The organism is Caulifigura coniformis, assembly GCF_007745175.1.
Lineage (GTDB): Bacteria > Planctomycetota > Planctomycetia > Planctomycetales > Planctomycetaceae > Caulifigura > Caulifigura coniformis.
The window spans coordinates 324588-345975 of sequence record NZ_CP036271.1; the positions used below are offsets into that span (position 1 = coordinate 324588).

Annotated in this window: 16 protein-coding genes; 6 read left to right on the forward strand and 10 right to left on the reverse strand. The window is 65.1% G+C overall.

The genetic code is table 11. The annotated features are described in order from the left end of the window. Positions 1-33: 33 nt before the first annotated feature. From Pan44_RS01345 to Pan44_RS01360, 4 genes are all read right to left on the reverse strand, one after another. Positions 34-951: a sugar phosphate isomerase/epimerase family protein gene (locus Pan44_RS01345; RefSeq protein WP_145026538.1), complete on the reverse strand. Its 918-nt coding sequence runs from the start codon at positions 949-951 to the stop codon at positions 34-36. A 118-nt stretch (positions 952-1069) separates the two neighbouring features. After that, complete coding sequence (locus tag Pan44_RS01350; RefSeq protein WP_145026540.1) at positions 1070-2170, reverse strand: hypothetical protein; 1101 nt, start codon at positions 2168-2170, stop codon at positions 1070-1072. Further along, positions 2157-2669, reverse strand: a complete 513-nt coding sequence (locus Pan44_RS01355; RefSeq protein ID WP_145026542.1) for an anti-sigma factor — start codon at positions 2667-2669, stop codon at positions 2157-2159. The genes Pan44_RS01350 and Pan44_RS01355 overlap by 14 nt, the downstream gene beginning before the upstream one ends. Positions 2670-2672: 3 nt before the next feature. Beyond that, positions 2673-3290: an RNA polymerase sigma factor gene (locus tag Pan44_RS01360; protein WP_231754193.1), complete on the reverse strand. Its 618-nt coding sequence runs from the start codon at positions 3288-3290 to the stop codon at positions 2673-2675. A gap of 809 nt (positions 3291-4099) precedes the next feature. On the opposite strand from Pan44_RS01360, the gene Pan44_RS01365 reads away from it, so the two are divergent. Further along, positions 4100-5401 (forward strand): metallophosphoesterase family protein, encoded by a 1302-nt coding sequence (locus Pan44_RS01365; protein WP_145026544.1) that lies wholly within the window; start codon positions 4100-4102, stop codon positions 5399-5401. Between the two features lie 159 nt (positions 5402-5560). Beyond that, positions 5561-8734 (forward strand): AAA family ATPase, encoded by a 3174-nt coding sequence (locus Pan44_RS01370; protein ID WP_145026545.1) that lies wholly within the window; start codon positions 5561-5563, stop codon positions 8732-8734. A gap of 418 nt (positions 8735-9152) precedes the next feature. Here Pan44_RS01370 and Pan44_RS01375 read toward each other — a convergent pair whose 3' ends face one another. The 3 genes from Pan44_RS01375 to Pan44_RS01385 form a co-directional block, all read right to left on the reverse strand. Beyond that, positions 9153-10715: a PrsW family glutamic-type intramembrane protease gene (locus Pan44_RS01375; protein WP_145026546.1), complete on the reverse strand. Its 1563-nt coding sequence runs from the start codon at positions 10713-10715 to the stop codon at positions 9153-9155. An 87-nt stretch (positions 10716-10802) separates the two neighbouring features. Then, positions 10803-11090, reverse strand: coding sequence for a hypothetical protein (locus tag Pan44_RS01380; protein ID WP_145026547.1), 288 nt, complete (start codon positions 11088-11090; stop codon positions 10803-10805). A 27-nt stretch (positions 11091-11117) separates the two neighbouring features. Beyond that, a complete protein-coding gene (locus Pan44_RS01385; RefSeq protein ID WP_197453746.1) occupies positions 11118-12095 on the reverse strand; it encodes a cation diffusion facilitator family transporter in 978 nt (325 codons plus the stop codon). Positions 12096-12309: 214 nt separating this feature from the next. Between Pan44_RS01385 and Pan44_RS01390 the strand changes: the two genes are divergently transcribed. From Pan44_RS01390 to Pan44_RS01405, 4 genes are all read left to right on the forward strand, one after another. Continuing rightward, positions 12310-12882: a sigma-70 family RNA polymerase sigma factor gene (locus Pan44_RS01390; protein ID WP_145026548.1), complete on the forward strand. Its 573-nt coding sequence runs from the start codon at positions 12310-12312 to the stop codon at positions 12880-12882. 23 nt (positions 12883-12905) lie between these two features. Further along, positions 12906-14618, forward strand: a complete 1713-nt coding sequence (locus Pan44_RS01395) for an anti-sigma factor family protein (RefSeq protein ID WP_145026549.1) — start codon at positions 12906-12908, stop codon at positions 14616-14618. Positions 14619-14724: 106 nt separating this feature from the next. Next, a complete protein-coding gene (locus tag Pan44_RS01400; RefSeq protein ID WP_197453747.1) occupies positions 14725-15630 on the forward strand; it encodes an alpha/beta hydrolase in 906 nt (301 codons plus the stop codon). A gap of 16 nt (positions 15631-15646) precedes the next feature. Next, positions 15647-16603, forward strand: a complete 957-nt coding sequence (locus tag Pan44_RS01405; protein ID WP_145026551.1) for an alkaline phosphatase family protein — start codon at positions 15647-15649, stop codon at positions 16601-16603. On the opposite strand, the gene Pan44_RS01410 is transcribed toward Pan44_RS01405, so the two are convergent. The 3 genes from Pan44_RS01410 to Pan44_RS01420 all read right to left on the reverse strand — a co-directional run bounded on the left by Pan44_RS01410 (position 16575) and on the right by Pan44_RS01420 (position 21143). After that, positions 16575-17504: a metallophosphoesterase gene (locus Pan44_RS01410; protein ID WP_145026552.1), complete on the reverse strand. Its 930-nt coding sequence runs from the start codon at positions 17502-17504 to the stop codon at positions 16575-16577. The two genes, Pan44_RS01405 and Pan44_RS01410, sit on opposite strands and share 29 nt — an antisense overlap. Before the next feature lie 13 nt (positions 17505-17517). Beyond that, entirely contained in the window at positions 17518-18534 is a 1017-nt protein-coding gene (locus tag Pan44_RS01415; RefSeq protein ID WP_145026553.1) for a D-2-hydroxyacid dehydrogenase, read from the reverse strand. Positions 18535-18659: 125 nt separating this feature from the next. Continuing rightward, positions 18660-21143: a DUF1549 domain-containing protein gene (locus Pan44_RS01420; protein ID WP_145026554.1), complete on the reverse strand. Its 2484-nt coding sequence runs from the start codon at positions 21141-21143 to the stop codon at positions 18660-18662. Positions 21144-21388: the final 245 nt, after the last annotated feature.

A 21388-nucleotide genomic window follows, 5' to 3' on the forward strand; every position in this document is an offset into this window, starting at 1 on the left:
TCCATCTCACCTTGCAAACAGGGGACGCCCGCCTCAGCCGATGAGGCCGCGGAGCGTCTTAAGGAGGCCGGGGATCGTTTCCCAGGGGTCTTCGGGCTCTTCGTATTCGAGCGCGAGGTAACCGCGGTACTTCGCGGCCTTGAGGATCTCGACAATGCGTCCGAAGTCGGCCGGCTGTTTCTTCTCTTTTTCGCCGTGGCTGACGGAGACCTTGACCTGGGCGTTGATCGCGTAGGGGGCGATCTGTTCGAGGTCGCTGTAGGGATCGGGTGTGCGGAAGTTTCCACTGTCGAAATTGATTCCGAACCAGGGGGAAGGCTTCACGGCCTTCACGATGCCCAGGAGCTGCGCCGGCGTCGCCGTGATGCCGCCATGGTTTTCGAGCGCGAGGGCCACGCCTTTTTCCGCCGCGTATTCCAGCGACTGCTCGATGCCGGCGACGCACCGCTCCACGGCTTTCGCTTCGGTGTCACCCTTGGCGATCTTGCCCGCGAAGATGCGGATCACGGGCGCGCCGAGGGCGGCGGAGTGATCGATCCAGTCGCGGCAGAGCTTGAGCTGGGCGTCTCGCTCGGGGCCGTCCACGAGGCAGAAATCGTTGCCGATCGAAGTGCCGGAGATGTCGAGGCCGAGGCGGTGGGTCTGGGCCTTGAGGGCGTTGAGGGAGGCGGGCGTGACGTCTTTCGGGAAGTAGTAGCTGGTCAGCTCGGTCCCTTCGAGGTCGAGGGAGGCGCAGTAGTCGACGAACTGCTCCAGCGTCATCCTGGGAGGGGTTTTCGAGGGCGCCCGGTTGCTGGGGAGATACTTGTTGAACGAGTAGGCCGCGAGCGACAGCTTCATGTAGGGCTTGCCGTTCCGGACAATCGGATCGGCCGCCTGCAGGAGAGAGCGGGCAGGGAGTGCGGCGGCCACGGCGGCCGAGGCCAGGAACTGGCGTCGTGAAACAGACATCGTCGAAATCCCGGAAGTGATTTGAGGTTCAGCCCTCAGGCTCCCGATTCCACCCTGCGACCGCAAGCGAAGCAGGAGCGGAACGGAGGAAGCCGGCGGAGTGCGTCGCGTGAGGGTGTCATTCCGGCCGACGCTGCGGCTCGCCGGGCCCTGGACGTTCCCCCCGTCCGGGAGCTTCGCTGCGGCCAGGTCCGCGATCCTCCCGGCCGCCATCTCCGCGGCCCATTGGCCCGTCGCCACGGCCGCGGCCTTCACCGGGGCGACCGCCGATCTGGAAGAACTCCCACGCCGGAATGAACGCTTCGCGCATGTCCCGGCGGAGCTGCGAGCGTGCATCTTCGCCGGTCGAGGAATAGAGCTCGTCCTTGTCTTCCTTGCTCAGGCCGTCGATTCGCTTGCGGAGAACGTCCTCACCGTAGTTCTGCTGCAGCCCTTCGCGGTAGAGCTCCTTCGCCAGCGACATGACGAGCACCGACCGGGCCTGGTAGCCCCGATTGAAGCCGAACCAGCGCTCGCCGATCATGCGCCGGAACATCTCTTTGGCGGCGGGATCAGAGATGGCTTCCACGATGCGGTTTTCATCCGCAGGAGTGGAGACGAGCGTGGACCACGACTGCTGGTGCTGCTGAAGGGCCGTGACCAGCTTCAAATAGCGCTCCGGACTGCGGGTGTCGATCTTCCTGATCTCCGGCAGTTCCTTGTCGATGGAGTACGACTGGGACGCCAGCCCCTCGAGCGACTCCATGATCTGGTAGAAGCTTTCACGGGGGAGGATCGATTCGGGGCGAGGCCAGTCGCGGCCCCAGCGCCGGCCGACGAGTCGTCCCGACCGGTCGCTGTCGATGACTTCCTGAATCTGGCTGACGCGCTCGATGCGAATCTTGACGTCAGAGGTCCGGAACAGGGCCGCCTGGTCCTGCGGGGAGACCGTCGGCCACCAGCGGGAGAAGACGGCGAGGGCTTCGGCGACAGCCGGATTGGCGGCGATCCTCGAATGGATGTCGCGGTACGTCGTCTGCTCGGCAGGGGTGAGCTTCTCGAACCGTTTGAAGTTCTCTTCGAGTTGATGCCGCTCGGCGGGGCTGAGGCGTTCGATCTGCTGTGCAGCGGCGGTGCGGTGGGCGGTTGTCTGGGCGTCGCCGTGCACGAGAAGGGGCGCGGCCGCGATAGCCGCGATGGTCGAACCGAGCAGCCACCAGACGTCTCTATGGAGTCGCACGGCCGCCTCCCATCCGCTTGAGGAGCCCCGAGTCGTGGCTCAGGGCATCCAGGAACTCGAAGCTGCCGGCCTTTTCATAGTCGTCGAGCTTCTGGATGACTTCGAAGTTGTCGAGGAGGACATCCTGCTGTCGGGGGATCTGGTAGCGGGCGACGGCGAAGCCGACGCAGGAGGCGACGAACAGGAGGAGGGCCCAGCTGGCCCAGCGGAGGATGCGCTGTCCGTGGCGATACCAGACCGTCTGGCGGGGATCGAGGCGGACCTCGCCGAGCTTGGCCGTCTGCACGGTTTTCTCGGTGAACTCGCCGGAGGCCTTCGGGCGCGGGAGGAGGTCGAGCAGCTCGTAGGTCTTCGCGAGGACTTCGACGTCGTTCCGCGCGACGGTGCTGTGGGCGAGCACGGTCTCGATCTGGCGCGTTCCGTCATCGTCCAGCTCGCCGTCGAGATAGGCGGTGAGGTTGTCGCGTTGCTCAGTGGTGAGGCGAGTCAGTTTTTCCATGGCTCATCTCACAAAGGCTTCGAGCTGTTCTCGGAGGTTGTCGCGGGCCCGTGAGAGGAGCGACTTGACCGCCTGCGGAGTCATTTCCAGCGCCGCTCCGATATCGGCGTAGCTCATGCCTTCGAACTTATGGAGGAGGACGGCCATACGCTGCCGTTCGTTCAGGTTGGCCATGGCGGCCTGGACGCGATCCTGGAGTTCCTTCCTGGCGATGAGCCGGGTCGGCATCAGGGCCGATTTTTCGGGGACCGCCTCTTCCGGCATGGCCGTGGGGGCGGCTCCGGAGTCGGCCGGCTGCATCTGCACTTCTTTGCGACGGACCTTGGACCGTTTGGAGTTGCAGGCGACGTTGTGTGCGATCGCGAACAGCCAGGTGGAGAACTTGGCGTTCGGCTCGTAGCCGTTGCGGGCCTTGTAGATGCGAAGGAACACGTCCTGGGCGAGGTCTTCGGCGTTCTCGGCGTTCCCGACCATGTTGGTCAACAGGGCGACCAGGCGATCCTGGAACCGGGAGACGAGTTCTGAAAATGCGTCATCGTCGCCATCTCGGGCGCGCATCATCAGTTGCACGTCCGGATCGCGGAGGTAGGGGGAGGAGATCGGGACCGCCGTGCTTGGCACGTGGGCTCCGCGGTTTTTCAGGCAGGACACGCGGACGCGGCAGGTGGCAACCGGCCCCGGCTCCGCAGAACGTAAACACCGCTGGCAGTACGAAAGTTTCGCTCTGTCATGATAAGGAGCCTCTTGCAAAAGGCAAAAGGGGACCCCTCGGCTCCCTTGGCTAAGGTCGTTGCCGGATCCGGTTGACCTTGTCGCTTCGCGGAACCGCGGCGTACGCTTCACCTGGTCATTCGAGGGCTTCAACATGCACCGACGGCTCAAAGTCGCGGCCATTTCTGCGCTGGGCGGATCGATCGTCGCAGGCGTTGCCATCGCGGCCGAACCCCTCCTGCCGCCGTCGCCTGGACCACAGAAACCACTCCCCGGACCGAGCCACGCACTGTTTCTGGATCAAGGGCGAAATCCCTCCATGCTGATTCCGCCGGCCACGGGGAATCACGAAGTGCTCCATCCGTTGCTCATCGGGCCACCGCCTCCAGTGGCTTACGCAGGCCGGCCCGCCGCTGTCCCCTCGAACAATTTCAATCTCGGTTCTCAGCGTTCCGCAGGCGAAAGCGGGACGTTCGCGAATCGAAGGGCTTCTCATCGCCTGCACACGAACCAGGCGAATGGTCTCGTCGCGACTGCCGGCGATCCGCTTCCGTAAGCCGGCTGCCGCCGTCGCCGACGTTCCCGGCGGACGGGTCGCGGGCCGATCACATGCCAACCCATCTCCCGTCCGAACCGGACTTTCCCCAGTTTGGCGCTGGCGTTACATTCAATCGGCAAAAACTGCGCCTTGGCGCAGCGACCCCGGAAAGGACTCCGAGATGTCGGACGTGTTTCGCTTCGTTCACGCCACCAACCTGCGCCTCGACCAGCCATTGACGGGTGCCGGTGCGCTCACGGCCGATGAACGGGCTCTTGTTGAAGACGCCACGCTCACCGCATTCGCGCGGATCATCGATGCGTGCATCCAGCATCAGGTCGATTGCCTGCTGCTCACCGGCGATTGCTTTGAGTTCCAGTCGGGGACGCTCCGCGGCCGCCTGCAGATGCAGCGGGGGCTGGAACGCCTGAGCGACAAAGGGATTTCGGCGTTCATCCTCTGCGGGGCACTCGACCCGCCATCGTCGTGGAAGCGAGGGATGGCGCTCCCCCCGAATACGACGCTGTTCACGGCGGACGACGACGAGCCGGTCGACCTGATGACCGAAGGGCGAACGATCGCCTCGATCGCGCCGATCGCGATGGCGACTTCGGACGATTCAAGCTGGCGCGAGGGACCTTTGAACTGGCGGACGCCGGCGGGGGCGTTCCGGATCGGTCTCGTGGGGGCGGGCACGCCGATTCGCTGGGAGGGCAGCACTCCGTTGCCGATGGCCGGCCCCGGGGTTTCGCCGGCAGCCGCCCGGCTGGTGCAACGGGCGATCGAACACGGCGTCAACTACCTGGGGCTCGGTGAAGGGGCCGAGCGGTCGACGCTGAATCTCCCCAGCGGCATTGCGCACGATCCGGGCAGTCCACAGGGTCTGAACGCGGGCGAATCGGGCCCGAAAGGGTGCAGTCTGATCGAGGTGAACTCCCGGGGGCAGGCGGAGATCAAGTTCCTGCCGTCGGGGGGCGTCCGCTGGATGTCGCTGTCGGTCGACGCGCCGGCCGCGGTCGATATCAACCAGCTGGCCGAGCGGATGGCGCTCGTCGCCATGGAATCGGAGCCGCACGCCACGGACGACCTGTGGCTTGTCCGCTGGACCGTTCGGGGCACCACGGGCCAATGGGCTTCGGCCCTTGCCGATGGACGGAATCAGTCGGACCTGTGGGACCGGCTGGAGCGGGAACTGGGCGCGATCGGTGGACCGCGTCGGCGGCATACGCTGGACGTCGTCGCCCGCCCGTCGGTGGAACGTCGGATCGATCGCGAACCGGGCCAGCGCGATCTGTTCGAGGACTTCTGCGAGAACATTGATGAGGACGCCCTGGAAGCCCTCGAGGCGTTCAAGGCGGAAATGAACAGCCCGGAATGGTCGAGCCGGGGCTGGGTGCGGCACGTGCGTCAGGCCCTGTCGCGAACGTCGGCGGGAGATGTCTCCCGCCGCGCGCGTGACCTGGGGGAAAGCTGGCTGGGGTAAATCGGGGGTGCAGCCTTCAGGCTGAATTGCGTGCGGGGGAAGCGCGGCGAAGCAGACTGCTTTCGCCGGCCACCAGGGGATGGCGGACGTCGGGGAGCATGCGGAGCACCGCGAGGATCAGGCGAGAGCCTGTCCTCCGACGACCCAGGGAGGGGAACAATGAGAATCCAGGAACTGCAGATCGATCGATTCGGCGTCTGGCGCGGGTTGAACCTCCCGCTCACGACCTCGAACGTCACCGTTTTCTACGGGCCGAACGAGGCCGGCAAATCCACCCTGCGGCGCTTCATCCGCGGGGTGCTGTACGGTTTCCAGCCGCAGGATGAACGGACGCCGGGGCCCAACCCGAGCAAAGTCTCCTGCCGCGGCATCCTGCGGCTCGAGCACGAAGGCCGCGAGTTCGAGGTGATGCGTGAGTCGCAGGCCGGCTCGCGCGGCCGGCTCAGCGTCGAAGGCGACACCGACCCCGCCCGCAGCCAGGCGCTGCTCTCCCGCGTTCTCGGAAGCGCCGGGGAAGGGCTGTTCGAAAACGTCTTCGCGATCGGCCTCAACGAACTCCAGGAACTCGCCACCCTCGATGGGGCTGACGTCGCCCGCCATATCTACGGCCTGTCGCTCGGCCTCGACGGCGAGAAGATCCTCACGACGCAGCTCACCATCGAGCACGATCGCAAACGGCTGTTCAGCGACGACCGGCTGACGGGCGTCATCGTCGATCTCGCGAAGCAGCTCGACGGCGTCGATTCCCAGATCGGCAAGACGGTCGACGTCTCGCAGAAATATGTCGATCTCCTGTCCCAGCGCGAGAAGCTGGAAGCGGAAGTCGGCAAAACGAAGCGCCGCCAGCACGATGTCCAGCAGAACCTCCGCGGCTGGCAGTTCCTGGAGCGTGTCTGGGGGCCTTGGAACAAGGAGCGGACGCTCCGCGCCGAATACAACGCGCTGCCGTCGCTGGTCGGCGTCAGCGAACAGGCCCTCGATGAGCTCGACAAGCTCGATCGGGAGATCGACTCGCAGGACACGCGTCGCCGTAAGCTGATCGAAGAAGCCCGGCGGCTGTATGAGCAGGCCGAGGCGCTGCAGCTCGAGCCGCAGTTCGAGGAACATGTCTGCACGATCCGCAAGCTCGTCGAACAGCAGGACCACGTTCGCTCGACGGAGCGGACACTTCCGGAGAAACGGGCCCGCCTCGAAGCGCTGCGGAAGGAATGCGAAGAACGGGTTCCCGGCGGGGCCGTGGGCCTGATGAACAATCCGGCCGACCGGCTGGAACTCGGCTCCTCGATGACGCACCTGCTGCTGGACCGCTCGCGGCGGTACCGGGGGACCGTCACGAGCCGCGGCAGATTGCTGAAGCGTTACAAGAAGGCGGCGGCCGCCCTGGCCCGCAAGCAGGCGGCGTTCGAAGAAGAGATGCGGCAATTCGGCGGCCTGACGGTCGCGCAGGCCAAGTCCAACGCCACGCGCCGTCTCGATGAACTCGAGAACCTGATGCGGCTCCGGTCGCGTCAGGCGGCACTGGCCGACGCCCATGCCGCCGCCAGCGAATACCTCAGCACCGCCACGCGCCGCCGCGAACTGCCGCCGTTCTTCTATCTCTGCCTGTGGTTCTTCGGCGTCGCCGGAGCGATCCTGTTCCTGGGCGGACTGTACGGCGCGATCTTCGGACTGCTGCGTGACGGTGTCGGTCCGAACGTGTGGCTCATCGGGTTGTGCTACGCCTTCCTGGGGACCTGCTCGGCCGGCGTGACGTGGACGATGAAGGAATACTTCGAGCCGCAGCAGATGGATTTCGGCGGCTTGAAACAGCGCCATCGCGACCTGGAATCGGAGCTGAACCAGGTCAACCGCTCGATGGAGAAGATTCTCCAGTCGGAGAGCACCCGGCCGGGTGTGACGCTCGATATCGCCAATCGCCCCGATCCGAACGCGGAGATCTCGGAGACGGACGTGATGACGGCGATTCGCCGCCGTCTCGTCGACCTGGATGCGCTCGAGAACCGCGAGGGGGCGCTCGACGCCACGCGCCGCCGCCTGAGCCTGTGGCGGCAGGCCATCCAGCACAAGCAGAAGGAAGTCAGCACGGCGCGCCGCGACTGGTGCGACCTGTTGCGCAAGCTGGGCCTGAACGAGACGATCAAGATCAGCGAAGCGTTCCAGTCGTGGGAGAAAATCGCGGAATCGCGGTCGGTGTTCAGCGACTGGCAGCAGGCACAGAAGGAACACGAGCGCGATCGCCAGACGGTCGACTCGTTCCGCAAGACGGTCGAAGACCTTTCGAAGGACCTGAATCCGGGCAAGCCGGTCGGGGACATGTACCTGCTCGTGGCGGAGTGGGATCGCCGCCTGCGGAACCTCGAGGAACGCCGCCGCGAACGTGCGGCCCTGAAGGTGGCGTCGAAGCAGAAGCGCCGCGATGCCGAGCAGTTCGACGGGCCGCTGACCGATCTGCGCGGTCGCCGCGAAGCACTCCTCGTCCGCTGCCACTGCACGAACCGCGACGAGCTGGTCGCGAAGATCAAGCTGCTCAAGCGGGCGGCCGAACTGGCGACGCTCCTGTCGATGGCGAAAGGGGAACTGGAAACAGTCTCCCGCGCCGAGCCTGAACTGGCGCTCGTCGAAGACGACCTGCTGGCCTACGACCAGGCACGCAACAAGCGCTCCATCGAAGCGGCCACCGATGAAATCACGCAGCTGGATCGTTCGCTGCAGCAGACGTATGAAGTTCTCGGCCGGGTGAAGGCCGAACTTCGCGATCTGGAGAACGACCGCCGGGCGTCGTCGCTGCGTTATGACCGGGCGCAGATTCAGGCCGACCTGCATTCGGCCATCGCCCAGCTGGTCACCGGAGACGCGGCGGCGCGGGCGCTCGAACGCCAGCGCAAGACGCTCGAGAACGAAGGCCAGACCGGCACGCTCAAGCTCGCCTCGGGCTACCTCAGCCAGCTCACCTGCGGAAAGTACCGCCGCATCTGGGCCCCCATCGGCGAGAAGCACCTCGTCGTGGACGATGAGCAGGGCCAGTCGCTCCGCGTCGAACACCTCAGCAGCGGAACCCGCGAGCAGGTCTTCCTCGCCGCACGCCTCGCGATGTCCCGCGAATTCGCCGATCGCGGAGCCGGCCTGCCGCTCGTCCTTGATGACGTCACCGTGAACTTCGACCAGGTCCGCACCGAGGCCGCCGTGAAGACTCTGCTCGACATCGCCGACCGCGGCCAGCAGGTCCTCCTCTTTACCTGCCACCAGCACGTCGCGAACCTGTTCCAGCAGCAGGGAATCGAACCGGTCTGGCTGCCGGCCAACTCGGCCTCGGAGTTTCGCTACGCCAGCTGAGACGGCGCCTCGGTAAAATGGCTTTGTTGATGGTGGCGCCTGAACCTGAGCCCCGACAGGGGCGGCACGTCTTAGCCACGGGCGTCAGCCCGTGGGACACCCCATGAGATGAGAAAGCCCCGCAAGGGGCGACACAGCCCGCCCATCCACCGGCCCCGCTCCGACGAAAGCCCTGTCTCCTTTTCTCTTTTCCTCCTGTTCAATTTTCCCCCCAGGAAAGAAGGAACGTCGCACGAGCCGGCCAAACCTGTGTCGCCAATGCGCGACGAACTCCATATCGCGTGACAGAGTCTCGCCCTCCCAGCTTGAAGACACGTCCCGGGAGTGCATGCCGTCAATCCGTAGCGTTCAGAGTCCATGAAGCCGACCTTGCGGGCCGCTCAGATGCCGTGCCGCGACGCATGGATGCGATGTAACCTCAACCCACCGCCAGCTCCTCCCGCTGCTGCTGCCCGACCAGAAACAGCAGCCAGCCGAAACTGATCGCGGCGATCGCCAGCGCTCCGAACTCGTGGTCGAACTTGAGCAGCACGTCGTACAGGCCGTGCAGCACCATCGCGATGCTCAGGTACTTCACGATGAACATCAGGATGTCGTCCCATTCGATGTCGTGAAGATGCGACTGGTCGCGGTACATCAGCAGGCCGACGCTGCCGGCCCAGATTGTGTGCAGGGCGACGCACGACAGAAACCGGATGGCGTAGGTCATCGGCGCCGCGAGGCCGTTGTACATCTCGGCCGAGTAGGTGATGCCTTCCGAGACGCCGAATCCGACGCCGCTGGCAAAGCCGACGACGGTCGCCCCGCGCCACGTCGCGTTCGGGACGCCCCACAGATACAGCAGAATCGGGACCGCCTTGCACAGCTCTTCGCAGAACCCGACGCCGAAGGTGTACCCCATGAAGCTCAGCCCGAAACCGATCGACGGGTCGATCGCGCAGCGATACGAGAACCCGATGAACTTCACGATGTAGAACAGCAGGACGATGATGCTGCGTCCGCGGAGGTAGAAGCTCTGTGTCCAGTCTGCGATGAACTGGAAGCCGAGCAGCAGCGCGATGCCGATCGTGCCTGTCAGCAGTCCCATGCCGACAAGGTAGCCGGGACTGACTTCTTCATCCGGCCAGGCGGCCAGAATGAGACCGAGAAAGCCGATGGCGCTGATCGCAGCCAGACCGTAGTGCCATGAAGTGTCCCGCGCGAGGAATGCGCCTGGCAGCTTCCTGTCCGGAAACGCGGCGAGGAGCGTCCCGATCGGATCTTCGGCAGTCTCCGGAAGCGCCTCCAGGCGTTCCGCGAGCGCCGGATCGTTGTCGGCCGCAGCGCGAATCTGCTCCAGGATGGACTGGCCCGGAGCAACGACGCTGATGGCCAGCGGCAACAGGCACGCGGCCAGCGCCCACAGCAGCCACGGACGCCCGGATGGTGTTCCGCCAGCGCGCGACTTCGACCGCCGGGAAGGTTTTTCGTCGATGTCCGAGTCGCTCGCCGGCTTCTTCTTTTTCTTCTTGCTGACCTTTGGCGGGAGATTATCCGAGAACTCTTCCTTCTCGACAGGACTGCTCACCAGGTCGTAGGTTTCCGAGACGCCGTCCCAGTTGGGAGACGGCGATGGAATCTCGTCGCCCGATTCACGCTTTCGCCGTGGCGCTTCGACTTCGCCGTCGGTCAGCCAGTCGCCGATGTCTTCATCGTCGACGGCGGGCTTTGGCGGCGGGCCGGGTGGCGGCGCACCGTCGGCTGCGGGGAGCGGCCGTTTGACCCTGGGTTTCGGTGGAACGACGGCTTTGGGACGGGAGGGAGCCGGCGCGGCGTCTCCGGCGAACGGGTCCATCGGCGAGGGCGATTCGTCGACGGCGGGAGCGGGCTGTGGAATGGCGACGGGTTCGCGGCAGGCGGGACAGCGGACGGTTCGGCCCGCGTGGCGATCTTCCGCCTTCAGCGTCTGTTGACACGACGGACATTTGACCCGAATCGTCATCCCGCATGCCCCCTTAAGAACGCCTTGCCCGGGCGTGAACGCATCGCTGCCCCGATTCTGATGAAGGTCGACAGAGTCAGGAAGCGATCAGCGGCTGACAACCGCCAGCATCAGCAGAATCGCCATGGCTTCCTGGAACTCGACCGGGCGAATGCGAAACATCGGGCTGACCAGCCGGAACCAGAATTCCCGGAGAAACCAGGTCGAGATCACAAGCACCACGAGGTACCGCACCAGATCGAGCAGCGTCGTCAGGATCAATCCTTCGAAGGGTACGGTTCTGATGCTCCCTGAGAACGCGAATTTGAAGAACCCGAGAGCCGACAGATAGGCAATCATCAGAACGTTGAAACCCAGCGTGATCCGGTCAGACATTGTCCTCGGCCCTCGACATGAACAGCGTCAAGTAGGGTCGTGCCCCTGGGGTTCAAAGGGCTCCAGATGCACGAGCACGTCGCGGATGGAGGCGAAGCAGCCTGTCAGCCGGTCTTTCACAACATGGCCGATCCGGTGTCCTTCGGCCACGGTCAGGTTGGAATCGACTTCGATGTGGATGTCGACGAAGTACTCGAGTCCCGACTTGCGGACCCACAGTTTCTCGACACCGCGCACTCCGGGGATTGTCGAGGCCATCGTCCGCACCTGGTCTACGAGCGTGCCATCCGCCTGGAGATCCATCAACTCGCTGGCGCTGTCGCGGTAGAGTCGACTCGCGGAGACGAGGATCGCCGCCACGACGACCATCGCGGCCAGTTCATCGGCCCACATCCAGCGGCCGTTGCCCCAGCGGACGGTCGCCAGCCCGATGAGCACGGCGAGGGCGCAGAAGGCGTCGGAGCGGTGGTCCCAGGCGTTGGCGATCATCGCCCGAGACCCGGTGCGCTGGCCCACGCGCAGCTTGTAGCGATACAGCCATTCCTTGATGACGACGTTGACGCCCGCGATCCACAGGGTCCACGCTTCCGGAAGGGAATGCTCGAGCGTGAGCCGCTGGACGGCCTCCCATCCGATCCCGAGCGCAGAAACCATGATCAGCACGGCCACCGTGGAGCCGGCGATCGCTTCGGCCCGCGTATGGCCATAGGGATGTTCGTCGTCTGCGGGCTGCTGGGCAATCCGGACGGCGATGAGGACGACGACCGTCGCGACGACGTCTCCGAGCGAGTTGATGGAATCGGAGATCAGCGCGAACGAATCGCCCAAGATTCCGCCGACCAGCTTCGCGAGGCCGAGGCCCAGGTTGATCAACAGGCCCAGCCAGGCCGCCTGCCAGACCTGTTGATAGAGACCGTCGGCCGACGCGGGAAGGGGGCGGGAAGGTCTGGACAGATCGCCAGAGGAATCGAGCGGAAGCGAGGGATGGGAAGGGTCGACGGTCATCGGTCACAGGGAAATGGTCATCAGTCCTCGCCGTGCGTTGAGGGCGAGGGGCTTGATCGTAAACGACTCATGACCAATGACTAACGACTAATCAAGCCCGACGGCGGCTGTTGGCGCGGACTCCGCGTTGCCCGCTGGCGGAGGGGGGGCGTAAACTGAATCACAACTTCCGGGAACTCTGCCCCGGCGGGCGGCGTCCCACTGTTGGACACACGTGCACTCCGATCAAACCCTCATCGACCGAACCCTGGCCGGCGAGTCCGAAGCCTTCGGTGAACTGGTGCGTCGCCACCAGGACCGACTCTTCGGCTCGCTGTCGCACCTTTTGGGTTCGGTGCACGATGCGGCGGACGTGGCGCAGGATGCTTTTGTGCTCGCCTACCGCAACCTCAACCGGTTTCGGGGTCAGTCGGCCTTTTACTCGTGGCTGTTTCGGATTGCCTACAACGCCGCGGTGAACCACCAGCGTCGCCATCGCCGGAAATCGCAGTCACTCGACGGACGCCGCGAGGACCTGGGGGATGAGCCGGTGGATGGACGGAGTTCCTCGGACCCTGCCTCGGGAATCCACACCGACGAACGGACCCGAATTGTTCGCGAAGCCCTGGAAGAGCTTGGCGACGACTACCGCAATGCCCTCATCCTGAAAGAGATCGAAGGTCTGCCGTACGAAGAGATCGCCAGCGTGATGAACTGCCCGGTCGGGACGGTCCGCAGCCGCATCCACCGCGCCCGACACGAACTCCGCGACAAACTGACCCGCGTCCTCAAACCCTCCGACCTTTAGTCTGATTCCCGATCGTTCCGTCCATGTCCCGCGATTTTGACGAACTGCTCTCCGCTTACCTCGATGGCGAGGTGTCGCCCGAGGAGCGCGCGGCCGTCGAACGTCGGCTCGAACAATCTCCGGGCCTCCGGGAGACGCTCGATGAACTGTCCGAGGTCGGAGACCTGATCCGCGGTCTGCCCCGCGCCCGGGCTCCGGTCGACCTGCCGGAACGCGTCGTGGCAGCGATCGCTCCGAAGCCGCTTGTCCGGAACGTGGAAACGAAGCGGCGGCGACTGTTTGGAATGTGGCCCGTGATGGCGGCGGGATCGGTTCTCGCCGCCGGGGTGGCGATTGTCGTGCTGCTGCCCGGCGAGGTGGCGAAGGGGCGTCGCGTGGTGACGGGCGACGAACTGGTCAACTCCGGCGGGGTGCCGGAGGGTTTCGCCATCACCCCGGCTCCGGTCGTACCGCCCGTGGAACTGGGGTTCACAACGCCCAACGGCCGGGGCGTCAACAGCGCGCACGTGCAATCGCTGACGGATTACGTCCAGAAGCTGGGGCGGGATCCTCTTCCGGGTGAAGTGCTCAGCACGCTGTACGGCAATGCCGGGCAGACCCAGGTGCTCAAATACACGGTCGTCGATACCCGCAAGATGGCGGGGACAATGAAGACGATCCTGACAGACAACAGTTTCGACATCGTCGTGACCGAAACACCTGCCTTGGCCGGTGGAACATCGGCGGCGACGAGCGGAGGCCGCCAGTTGGTTTATTACGTCGAAGGGACTCCCGAACAGATCGGGCAGACTCTCGATGCGATCGAAACACTCCCCGACTTCCGGGAGTTCCAGGACCTGGGGACGCTCGCGGTCGATTCTGAAGCAGAGTCCGCCAACTCCTTCGGAGCGCAGGCGGGGCTCGCTGCCTCGAAGCCCGCTGATGAGTCCGGCCTGCAGGAATCGTTCGGACGTCCTGTCGCGGCCCCGAAAAGCGAGGCGGCTGGTGCTGCTGCCGCTGGTCAGCTCTTCGCCGCGCCCGAGGACTTGTCATCTGCGGCTGCAAAGAGCAGGTGGGCGGACAGGCAGGCTACGAACGAGTCCGAGAAGGACTTCAGCAAGCTTGCGGAATCGAAGCCCGCCTCGGATCCGAAGGAATTGCCGTCCGCGCCGCCAGCCCCGGCCGCGCCGTCCGAGCCCATGGTCACGACGTCCGAGCCAGTCGCCACGACTCCGGCCCTCACGACGCCGGAATCCGCCCCGGCCCAGGTCTCGAACGGACGTGGTGTTTCGGCCCAGATCGATTCGCAGGCCGCGATGCCGATCGTCGAGACCATGCTCCGCAATCGGTCGCAGGGCAATGGTGTTCAGGGAAACAGTTTGAAGGGCAACGGCCTGCAGCGCGGGTTGGCCGGCCAGAACCAGACCTGGAACGTCCGCCGTTCGCGGAGCAATGGGGTGGTTCAGGAAAACGCGGCGGGCAATGTGGCTGCCTCACCGCGAAACGAGGTCGAGCGATCGAACGAAGCCAAAAGCTCACTCGGAATCAGCTTGAAACAGCAGCAATCCGCGGCCGAGCCGGTGTCCCAGAATTTCGATGTCACCGATCAGGCGGCGATCGTCAATGCGCGAAACGGCGCCTCCCAGGAACAACGGGTCCACGCCCTGATCATCCTGGAGCTCGCACCGGCTCAACCTGCCGTGGCGGTGCCTGCCGTTCCAGCCGCGCCGGCCGATAAGAAGAAGGCGAGCAATTGAAACCTCGCGGGAATCCGGGCAATCTGTCGATGCACAGCGCCGCATGATGTCGACAGCCAGCAGCGCGGGCGACCCGACGAAGCCTGTGAGAAGCGGGCGCCGGCGGGTGATTCTGCTCTTAGTCCTCTGTTTGCAGCCGATCCTCTTGTTCGTCGCGTTCCAGCGAAGGCTGATTTACCACCCACTCCGCGAAACTCCCGATCCGCAGCGCGCGATGGTCGCCCTGCGTGCACGGATCTTTTCCGTGCACGCCACCACCGACGACGGCCTGACGCTCAACGGCTGGGCAATTCCCGCCCCGGGCGACGGCGAGTCGGATCTGACGGCCCTCGTGTCCGATGTCCGGCCGGTCTGCCTGTGGTTCAATGGCAACGCCGGGCACCGTGCGCATCGTCTGCCACAGATCTCGCTCATTCACAAGCGGAACGCCCACGCGATCATTTTCGACTACCGGGGATACGCCGAGAACCCGGGCAGGCCCTCGGAAGAGGGGCTGGCCCGCGATGCCCGGGCCGCCTGGCGTTTCGTCCGGGAGGAACTCAAGGTTCCCGCCGGGCGGATCGTTGTCTGCGGGGAGTCTCTCGGCGGCGGAGTGGCCACGCGACTGGCGGCCGATCTGTGTGCCGAAGGAACGCCGCCTGCGGGCCTGTTCCTGCAGGCGACCTTCTCATCGCTCGTCGACGCGGGGGCTTACCACTATCCCTACCTGCCGGTGCGGTGGGTGCTTCGCGACCGCTTCGACTCGCTCTCGCGCATCCCGGATGTGACCTGTCCGATCGCCGCCGTTCATGGCCGTCAGGACAGGATCGTCCCCTTCCAGCAGGGGAAGACGCTGTTCGCCGCCGCACCTGCGGCATCCAAATCGGGTGTCCCCAGGTCATTCACGGAACTCCCCGAGGCGGGACACAACGACATCATGGATCCTGCCGCGGGCGCGATCGGTTTGTGGACCGAGTCCCTGAGCGGACTTCTCGACCGGGTCGCTGTCCCGGTTGAGCCGGCTGCCCGGTGATGCGACCATCCGCCGCATGCGCTGTCTGCTCCTGACTTTTGACTGCCTCCCCCGCCGCTGGATCGGCTGCTACGGCAGCCTCGATTCGACCACCCGCGGCTTCGACCGGCTCGCCGCCGTCGGAACGATCTTCGACAATGCGATCTCGCCCGATGTCCGGCCCGCCGCCGCGGCCATCGCCGGATTCCATCTCGCCGGGCCGGGGCAGATTCTCGCTGGCGTTCAATCCGTTCCGTTCTCTTCGCAGTTCTTTCCTGCTTCTGAAGAGTCCTCCGGCAGATCGAAGGCCCACAAGCGGAGCCGGAGCCGGCTGACACAGACCCTCCACCAGGCGTCCAGCTGGATGCGCGAACAGAACGGCCCGTGCCTCGCGTGGGTGAGGCATCCAGGACTCCGTCTTGCGCCGGAACCGCTGTCGGCCGCGGCTGACGTCGAGACCGTGCTCGAGCAACAGGCGGTCATCGATGAAGAACTCGATGCGTTCCTGGATGAATGGCTCGACTGCGCCGACGAGCGCTGGACGTTTCTTCTGACGTCAGGTCGAGGCGTCCTCCGGACACGGCCGACGATCCGCCGCCGGGCCGAACAGACTCCTTCCATCTCGGACGACCTCGCCCGCGTTCCGCTTCTTGCGCTCGAAGGTCGCGGGGTCGGATTTGGCCGCAGGCGACTCGACCTCCTGCCGACGACGGCTGTCGCCGCATCAATCGTTTCCGGAGAAGCGGGTGACTCAACCGGCCTTGTCGCGCGACTCGAGACGCTGCCCGGCGTCGAGTCGGTCTGCATCCAGGCGGACGAACGCGCCGTCGCGATCCGATCAGCAGACTGGCTGTTTGTTCGCTCGATCGCGCCCGACCGCGAGGCCGGCGATGGCCAGCTCTATCGCAAGCCGGAAGACGCCTGCGACGTGTTCGACGTGCGGTCGACCCAGGCCGATGAGGCTGTCAGGCTGGACTCGCTGATCGAAGCGTGAAGAGGGTGATCTCGGGCCGGACATTGAAGCGGACGCGGCGCAGGTAACCTAGGGCTCGGTTGATATACAGCCGCCGCTCCCCGCCGACATAGAACTCCCCGGACGTATACCGCTTGTTGATGACGGGGAGAATCGGGGGACCGTAGAAGGGAAGACTCACCTGCCCGCCGTGCGTGTGTCCGGACAGAATCCAGCCACCGTAGTCCTCCTCGGGCCGGCGTCCGCGCCAGATGCTCCGGTCGCAGGCATCCGGGTTATGGCAGAGAATGACATGGGGCCTGTCGTCGCGGACCACCCCGGCCGCCAGTCCGTCCCGCCAGAACGGACCGAGTAGCTCCTCGAGCCCGGCGATCCTGAGACCGTCGACGTCGACGCTGCTGTTCCGCAGCACGGTCAGTCCCGCCTCCCGCTGCACAGCCGCGGTCGACTCACCCACCCCCATGTGAGACCAGCCGGGCCCGTAATCATGGTTGCCGAGGATCGAGAGCGTCGCCCGTTTGCCTCTGGGAAAGTGCTCGAGGATTCGGGCGGCCTTCGGCAGTCCGGAAGGAGCGTCCTGAATCAGGTCGCCCGTCTGCACCACGATGTCCGGCTCGAGCGCCGCCGCTTTCTGCAATGCTCCGATCAGGTAACCGTCGTCCACGATCGAACCGATGTGGAGGTCGCTCAGCTGGAGCAGGGTCTTGCCTTCCAGACCGGCAGGAAGTCCGGCAATCGGCATTTCGCGTCGGACGATCTCGACCCAGTGAGGCTCGAAGCGGAACACGTAGCCGCCAAACCCGGCGGCGCCCGCGGCCACACTGCCGGCGGCGGCCGCCAGCCACTGCCGCCGCGACCAGGGACGCCGCGCACGCCCGCGAATAACGTCCGTTTCGTCGCGAGTTTCCGGTCCATCGTTCATGGCGCCGCGCTCCTTATCGCGTGCGGTCGTAGATTGCTTTGTCGACAACATTCAGCGGCGGTTCGCCCCGGCTGAACCGGCGGACGTTCTCCAGCAGCGTCGCCAGGTGCCGCTCCGGAATCTTCACCGAACAGGCAGCGACGTGCGGCGTGAGGATGACGTTCGGCATCCGCCAGAGGGGATGATCCTTGGGAAGCGGTTCGACCTCGAACACATCGAGCGCGGCGCCCGCGATCAACTTGTTGTCGAGGGCGGCGACCAGGTCGTCGAGGGAGACGATCGCCCCCCGCCCGATGTTGATGAGCACCGCGTCCGGCCGCATCTGCTCGAACTGGGGCATCCGGAACATCTGCTCGGTCGCGGGAGTCTGCGGAGCGGCGATCACGACGAAGTCGCTGTGCGCGAGGAGGTCGGGCAGTCGGTCGACGGGCCAGACTTCCTCCAGCACACCGGGAATCCGCCGTGACTCCGAATCGACGCCGCAGATCCGCATCTCGAAAGCAGACGCCCTCCGGCAGATCTCCGCTCCGATCGCACCGACGCCGACAACGCCCAGCGTGCAATCGGCCAGCCGCTTGTGGAGCCGGTCCATTCCGCTGACATAGGCGGGCCCCATCGCGAACGGCTGCCGCTCATCCTCGCCGCCCACCGGCGCCCACAGTCCGTGCGGCTGCTGACGGATGTAGGTGTGCAGATGCCGGACGAAGCAGAGCATCATTCCGAGGACATGGTCGGCAATGACGTCCGAGAACAGCCCCCGCATGTTCGACAGCGTCGCCGGATGCTCGATCAGCTCCGGGAACATGTAGTGTTCGAGACTCGCCGTCGGCGACTGGATCCACGTCAGGTTCTTCGCCGCGGCCAGCAGCCCGGGAGTGATCTTCCCGAAGAAGGCCTCGGCGTCCGCGATTTCCACGAACGCTTCTTCGATGCTCGCGGCGTTGATCACCTCAACAGGCGCTGCGGCCTCGCGAAGCGGTTCCAGACGGGCTTCTTCGATCGGCGGATAGCAGACAAGTTTTCGCGACATACCCGCACTGTGCGCCCCCCTGCGGCTCACTGCAACCGAAGGGGATTGGTCCGTGAAGAAAAGGTTCACCACGGAGACATCCATGAGGAAATCTCCGTGGACTGAACCTTTTCATCTTCACGAACTCAGTGGTTGAACAGAAACTCCCGGCTGCTGAGGATCGCCCAGAAGAGATCTTCCACCACCTCGCGGCGATCCGCCTCGCTGGCGGCGTCGAGCGTTTCCAAGAGTGGCGTTTTCTCCGCCTCGGTCGGCTTGCGGGAGAAGGCCAGCAGGTAGGCCCGCTCGATCAACTCGGCGTTGGAGAGCTTCGCGTCCAGCAGTTCGCTGACCCGCCCCTTCGCGTCTTTCAGCTTGGCGTTCACGGTGTCGCCGTTCGCGATGTGCAGCACCTGCACCATCGTCGGCTCGTCCGATCGCTCGCATTCGCACGTCACACGCCGCTGGTTCCGGCCGAACGTCTGCAGGAAGTACGAATCGACGGCCGAGTCGTACAGCTGGATCGCCCGCGTCCCCGCGGGATAGAAGTCGGTCTTCTGCTTGTCGGCTCCCAGGAACGCGACGTTGGTGAATTCGGACGGCTTCTCCGTCACCTGGCAGATCGCGTCATGCAGCACTTCCGCCGACAGCCGCTTCGGGTAATAGCGTGAGTAAAACCGCTGTTCGGCGCTGTTCCCCGGCAGCGGCACGGCCGAACGCTGGTAGGCGTTCGAGAGCAGAATCGCCCGCATCAGCGTCTTCAGATTGAAGTGGTTGTCGACGACCGACTGCGCGGCCGCGGAGAGCAGCTCTTCGTTGCTGGCGGGATTGGAGACCCGCATGTCGTCGATCGGCATCACGAGCCCCACACCGAAGAAGTTGGCCCACACCCGGTTCGTCACCGACCGCGCGAAGTAGGGGTTCTCGGCCGACGTCATCCATTCCGCCAGCTTGATCCGGCGATCCGCCTCGTCTTCGAAGGGAATCGACGCGCTGTCGAGCGGAGTCGGCGGCTGAGGCTTGCCGGTCCGCGGCTGGACCAGTTCTCCCGAAGTGGAGACATACAGCGTGCGCAGCCCGTCGCCGCTTCGCGCCTCGCCTCCCCAGCCCTTGGCCTTCACGCGCGAGAACAGGCTCGCCATGCCGTAGTACTGGTCGTTGGTCCATTTCTCGAGCGGATGGTTGTGGCACTTCGCGCAGCCGATCGACAGTCCGAGGAACGCCTGGCAGGCGTTCTCGGTCATGTCTTCCGGGCTTTGCTGCAGCGCATAGAAGTTGGTTGCCCCGTTCTCCAGGCTGTCCCCCGTCGCCGTCAGCACCTGGCGAACCGTTTCATCCCACGGGGTGTTCTTCTCGACCCGTTCGCGAAGCCACATGTAGTACGCCTTCACGGCCGCCGGCCGCAGGCGCGTCCCGTTGATCGTCAGAACGTCCGACCATTTGTAAGTCCAGTAGTCGACGTACTCCTTCCGGGCCAGCAGCGAGTCGACGAGCTTCTCGCGCTTGTCGGGCGACGTGTCCGCGAGAAAGGCGTTGGTCTCCTCCAGCGTCGGCAGCGTGCCGATGGTGTCGAGGCTGGCCCGGCGAAGGAACGTCCCGTCGTCGCACAGCGGAGACCCCGGAAGATTCAGCCGGACAAGCTGCCGGTCGACCAGTTCATCGATGAAATTCTTCGGGGCGACCTGAGAACCGGCCACGAAGTCCCCGGCCGGGTAGGGTACGGTGATGTTTCCAATAGCAATCTTCTGCGAGTACCAGGCGCTGATCGCCCCTTCCCCCGACCCCATCACGCTCGCCAGGCCGTGATCGTCGACGCGGGCAACCGCGTCGTTGGTCGAAGTCCACTTCACCCACGGCGTGACGTCACGGACTTCTCCATTCGTGAAATGCGCCCGCACCAGCATCTGCTGCGTGGCGCCCACCTTCTGCCGCGACCGCTCCGGCAGAATCTCCAGGTGATCGACCTGCGGATCGTCTTCGGACGGCGCGGCTGCACCATGTGCGACCCATTCCGACATGATCCGGTATTCCGGAGAGTCGACTTCAAACCGCACGCCCCCTTTGTGCGCCAATGCCCCGGTCGGCTTGGCCAGGATCAGGCTCCGCCCCGGATCGGCCAGTTCGATCCGCCGGCCGCGATCCTGCTGCGTCATCGTGAAATAATCGCTGGCCGGGTCGTACCCCCGCAGCGACAGCCGGAACCCGCCCTTGCCGGCCAGCGCCCCGTGGCAGGCCCCCATGTTGCAGCTCGACTTGGCAAGAATCGGCAGCACGTCGTTGCGGAACGTCCACTCGTGAGGCGTGTCGAATCCGGTGACCACCACTTCGGCCGTGACCTTCTGACCGCCATGCTCGGCCGTGATCACGGCCCGGCCGTTCCCCTTCGGAGTCACGACGCCCTCTTGGCACTCGGCCACGGCCACATCGCTGGTCGACCACGTGACGTTCTCGATGACCTGGCCCGCCGTTTCATGGCCGGAGACCGTCTGAACGAGCAGCCGGCCGGGATGAACCGGCCCACGCAGTTCCAGTCGCGCCGGAACGACGGCCAGTGCACTTTCAGCGGCCGACACGCGGCAAACCGGCGCGAGCAGGAGGAGGACAATCAGGAGCGCAAAGCGAGGCTGCATGACGGAAACCTGAAGCAGTCACGAAGCGGCACGCCCCCCAAAAAGGGATGCGGCCGGGCGGCAATGAGCGGACGACAGCAGAAACTCGCCCGGGTGTCCTCACACCGCACTCCAGCCCCGTCAGTATCCGGCCAAACCCAAGGAGGAGCAATAGCCACGCCCCAATCCCCAACCTGCCAATCGACTCCCGAGCCCACCCGCGCAACCACCCCCGTCATGATGGAGGACCGCATGAACACAACCGC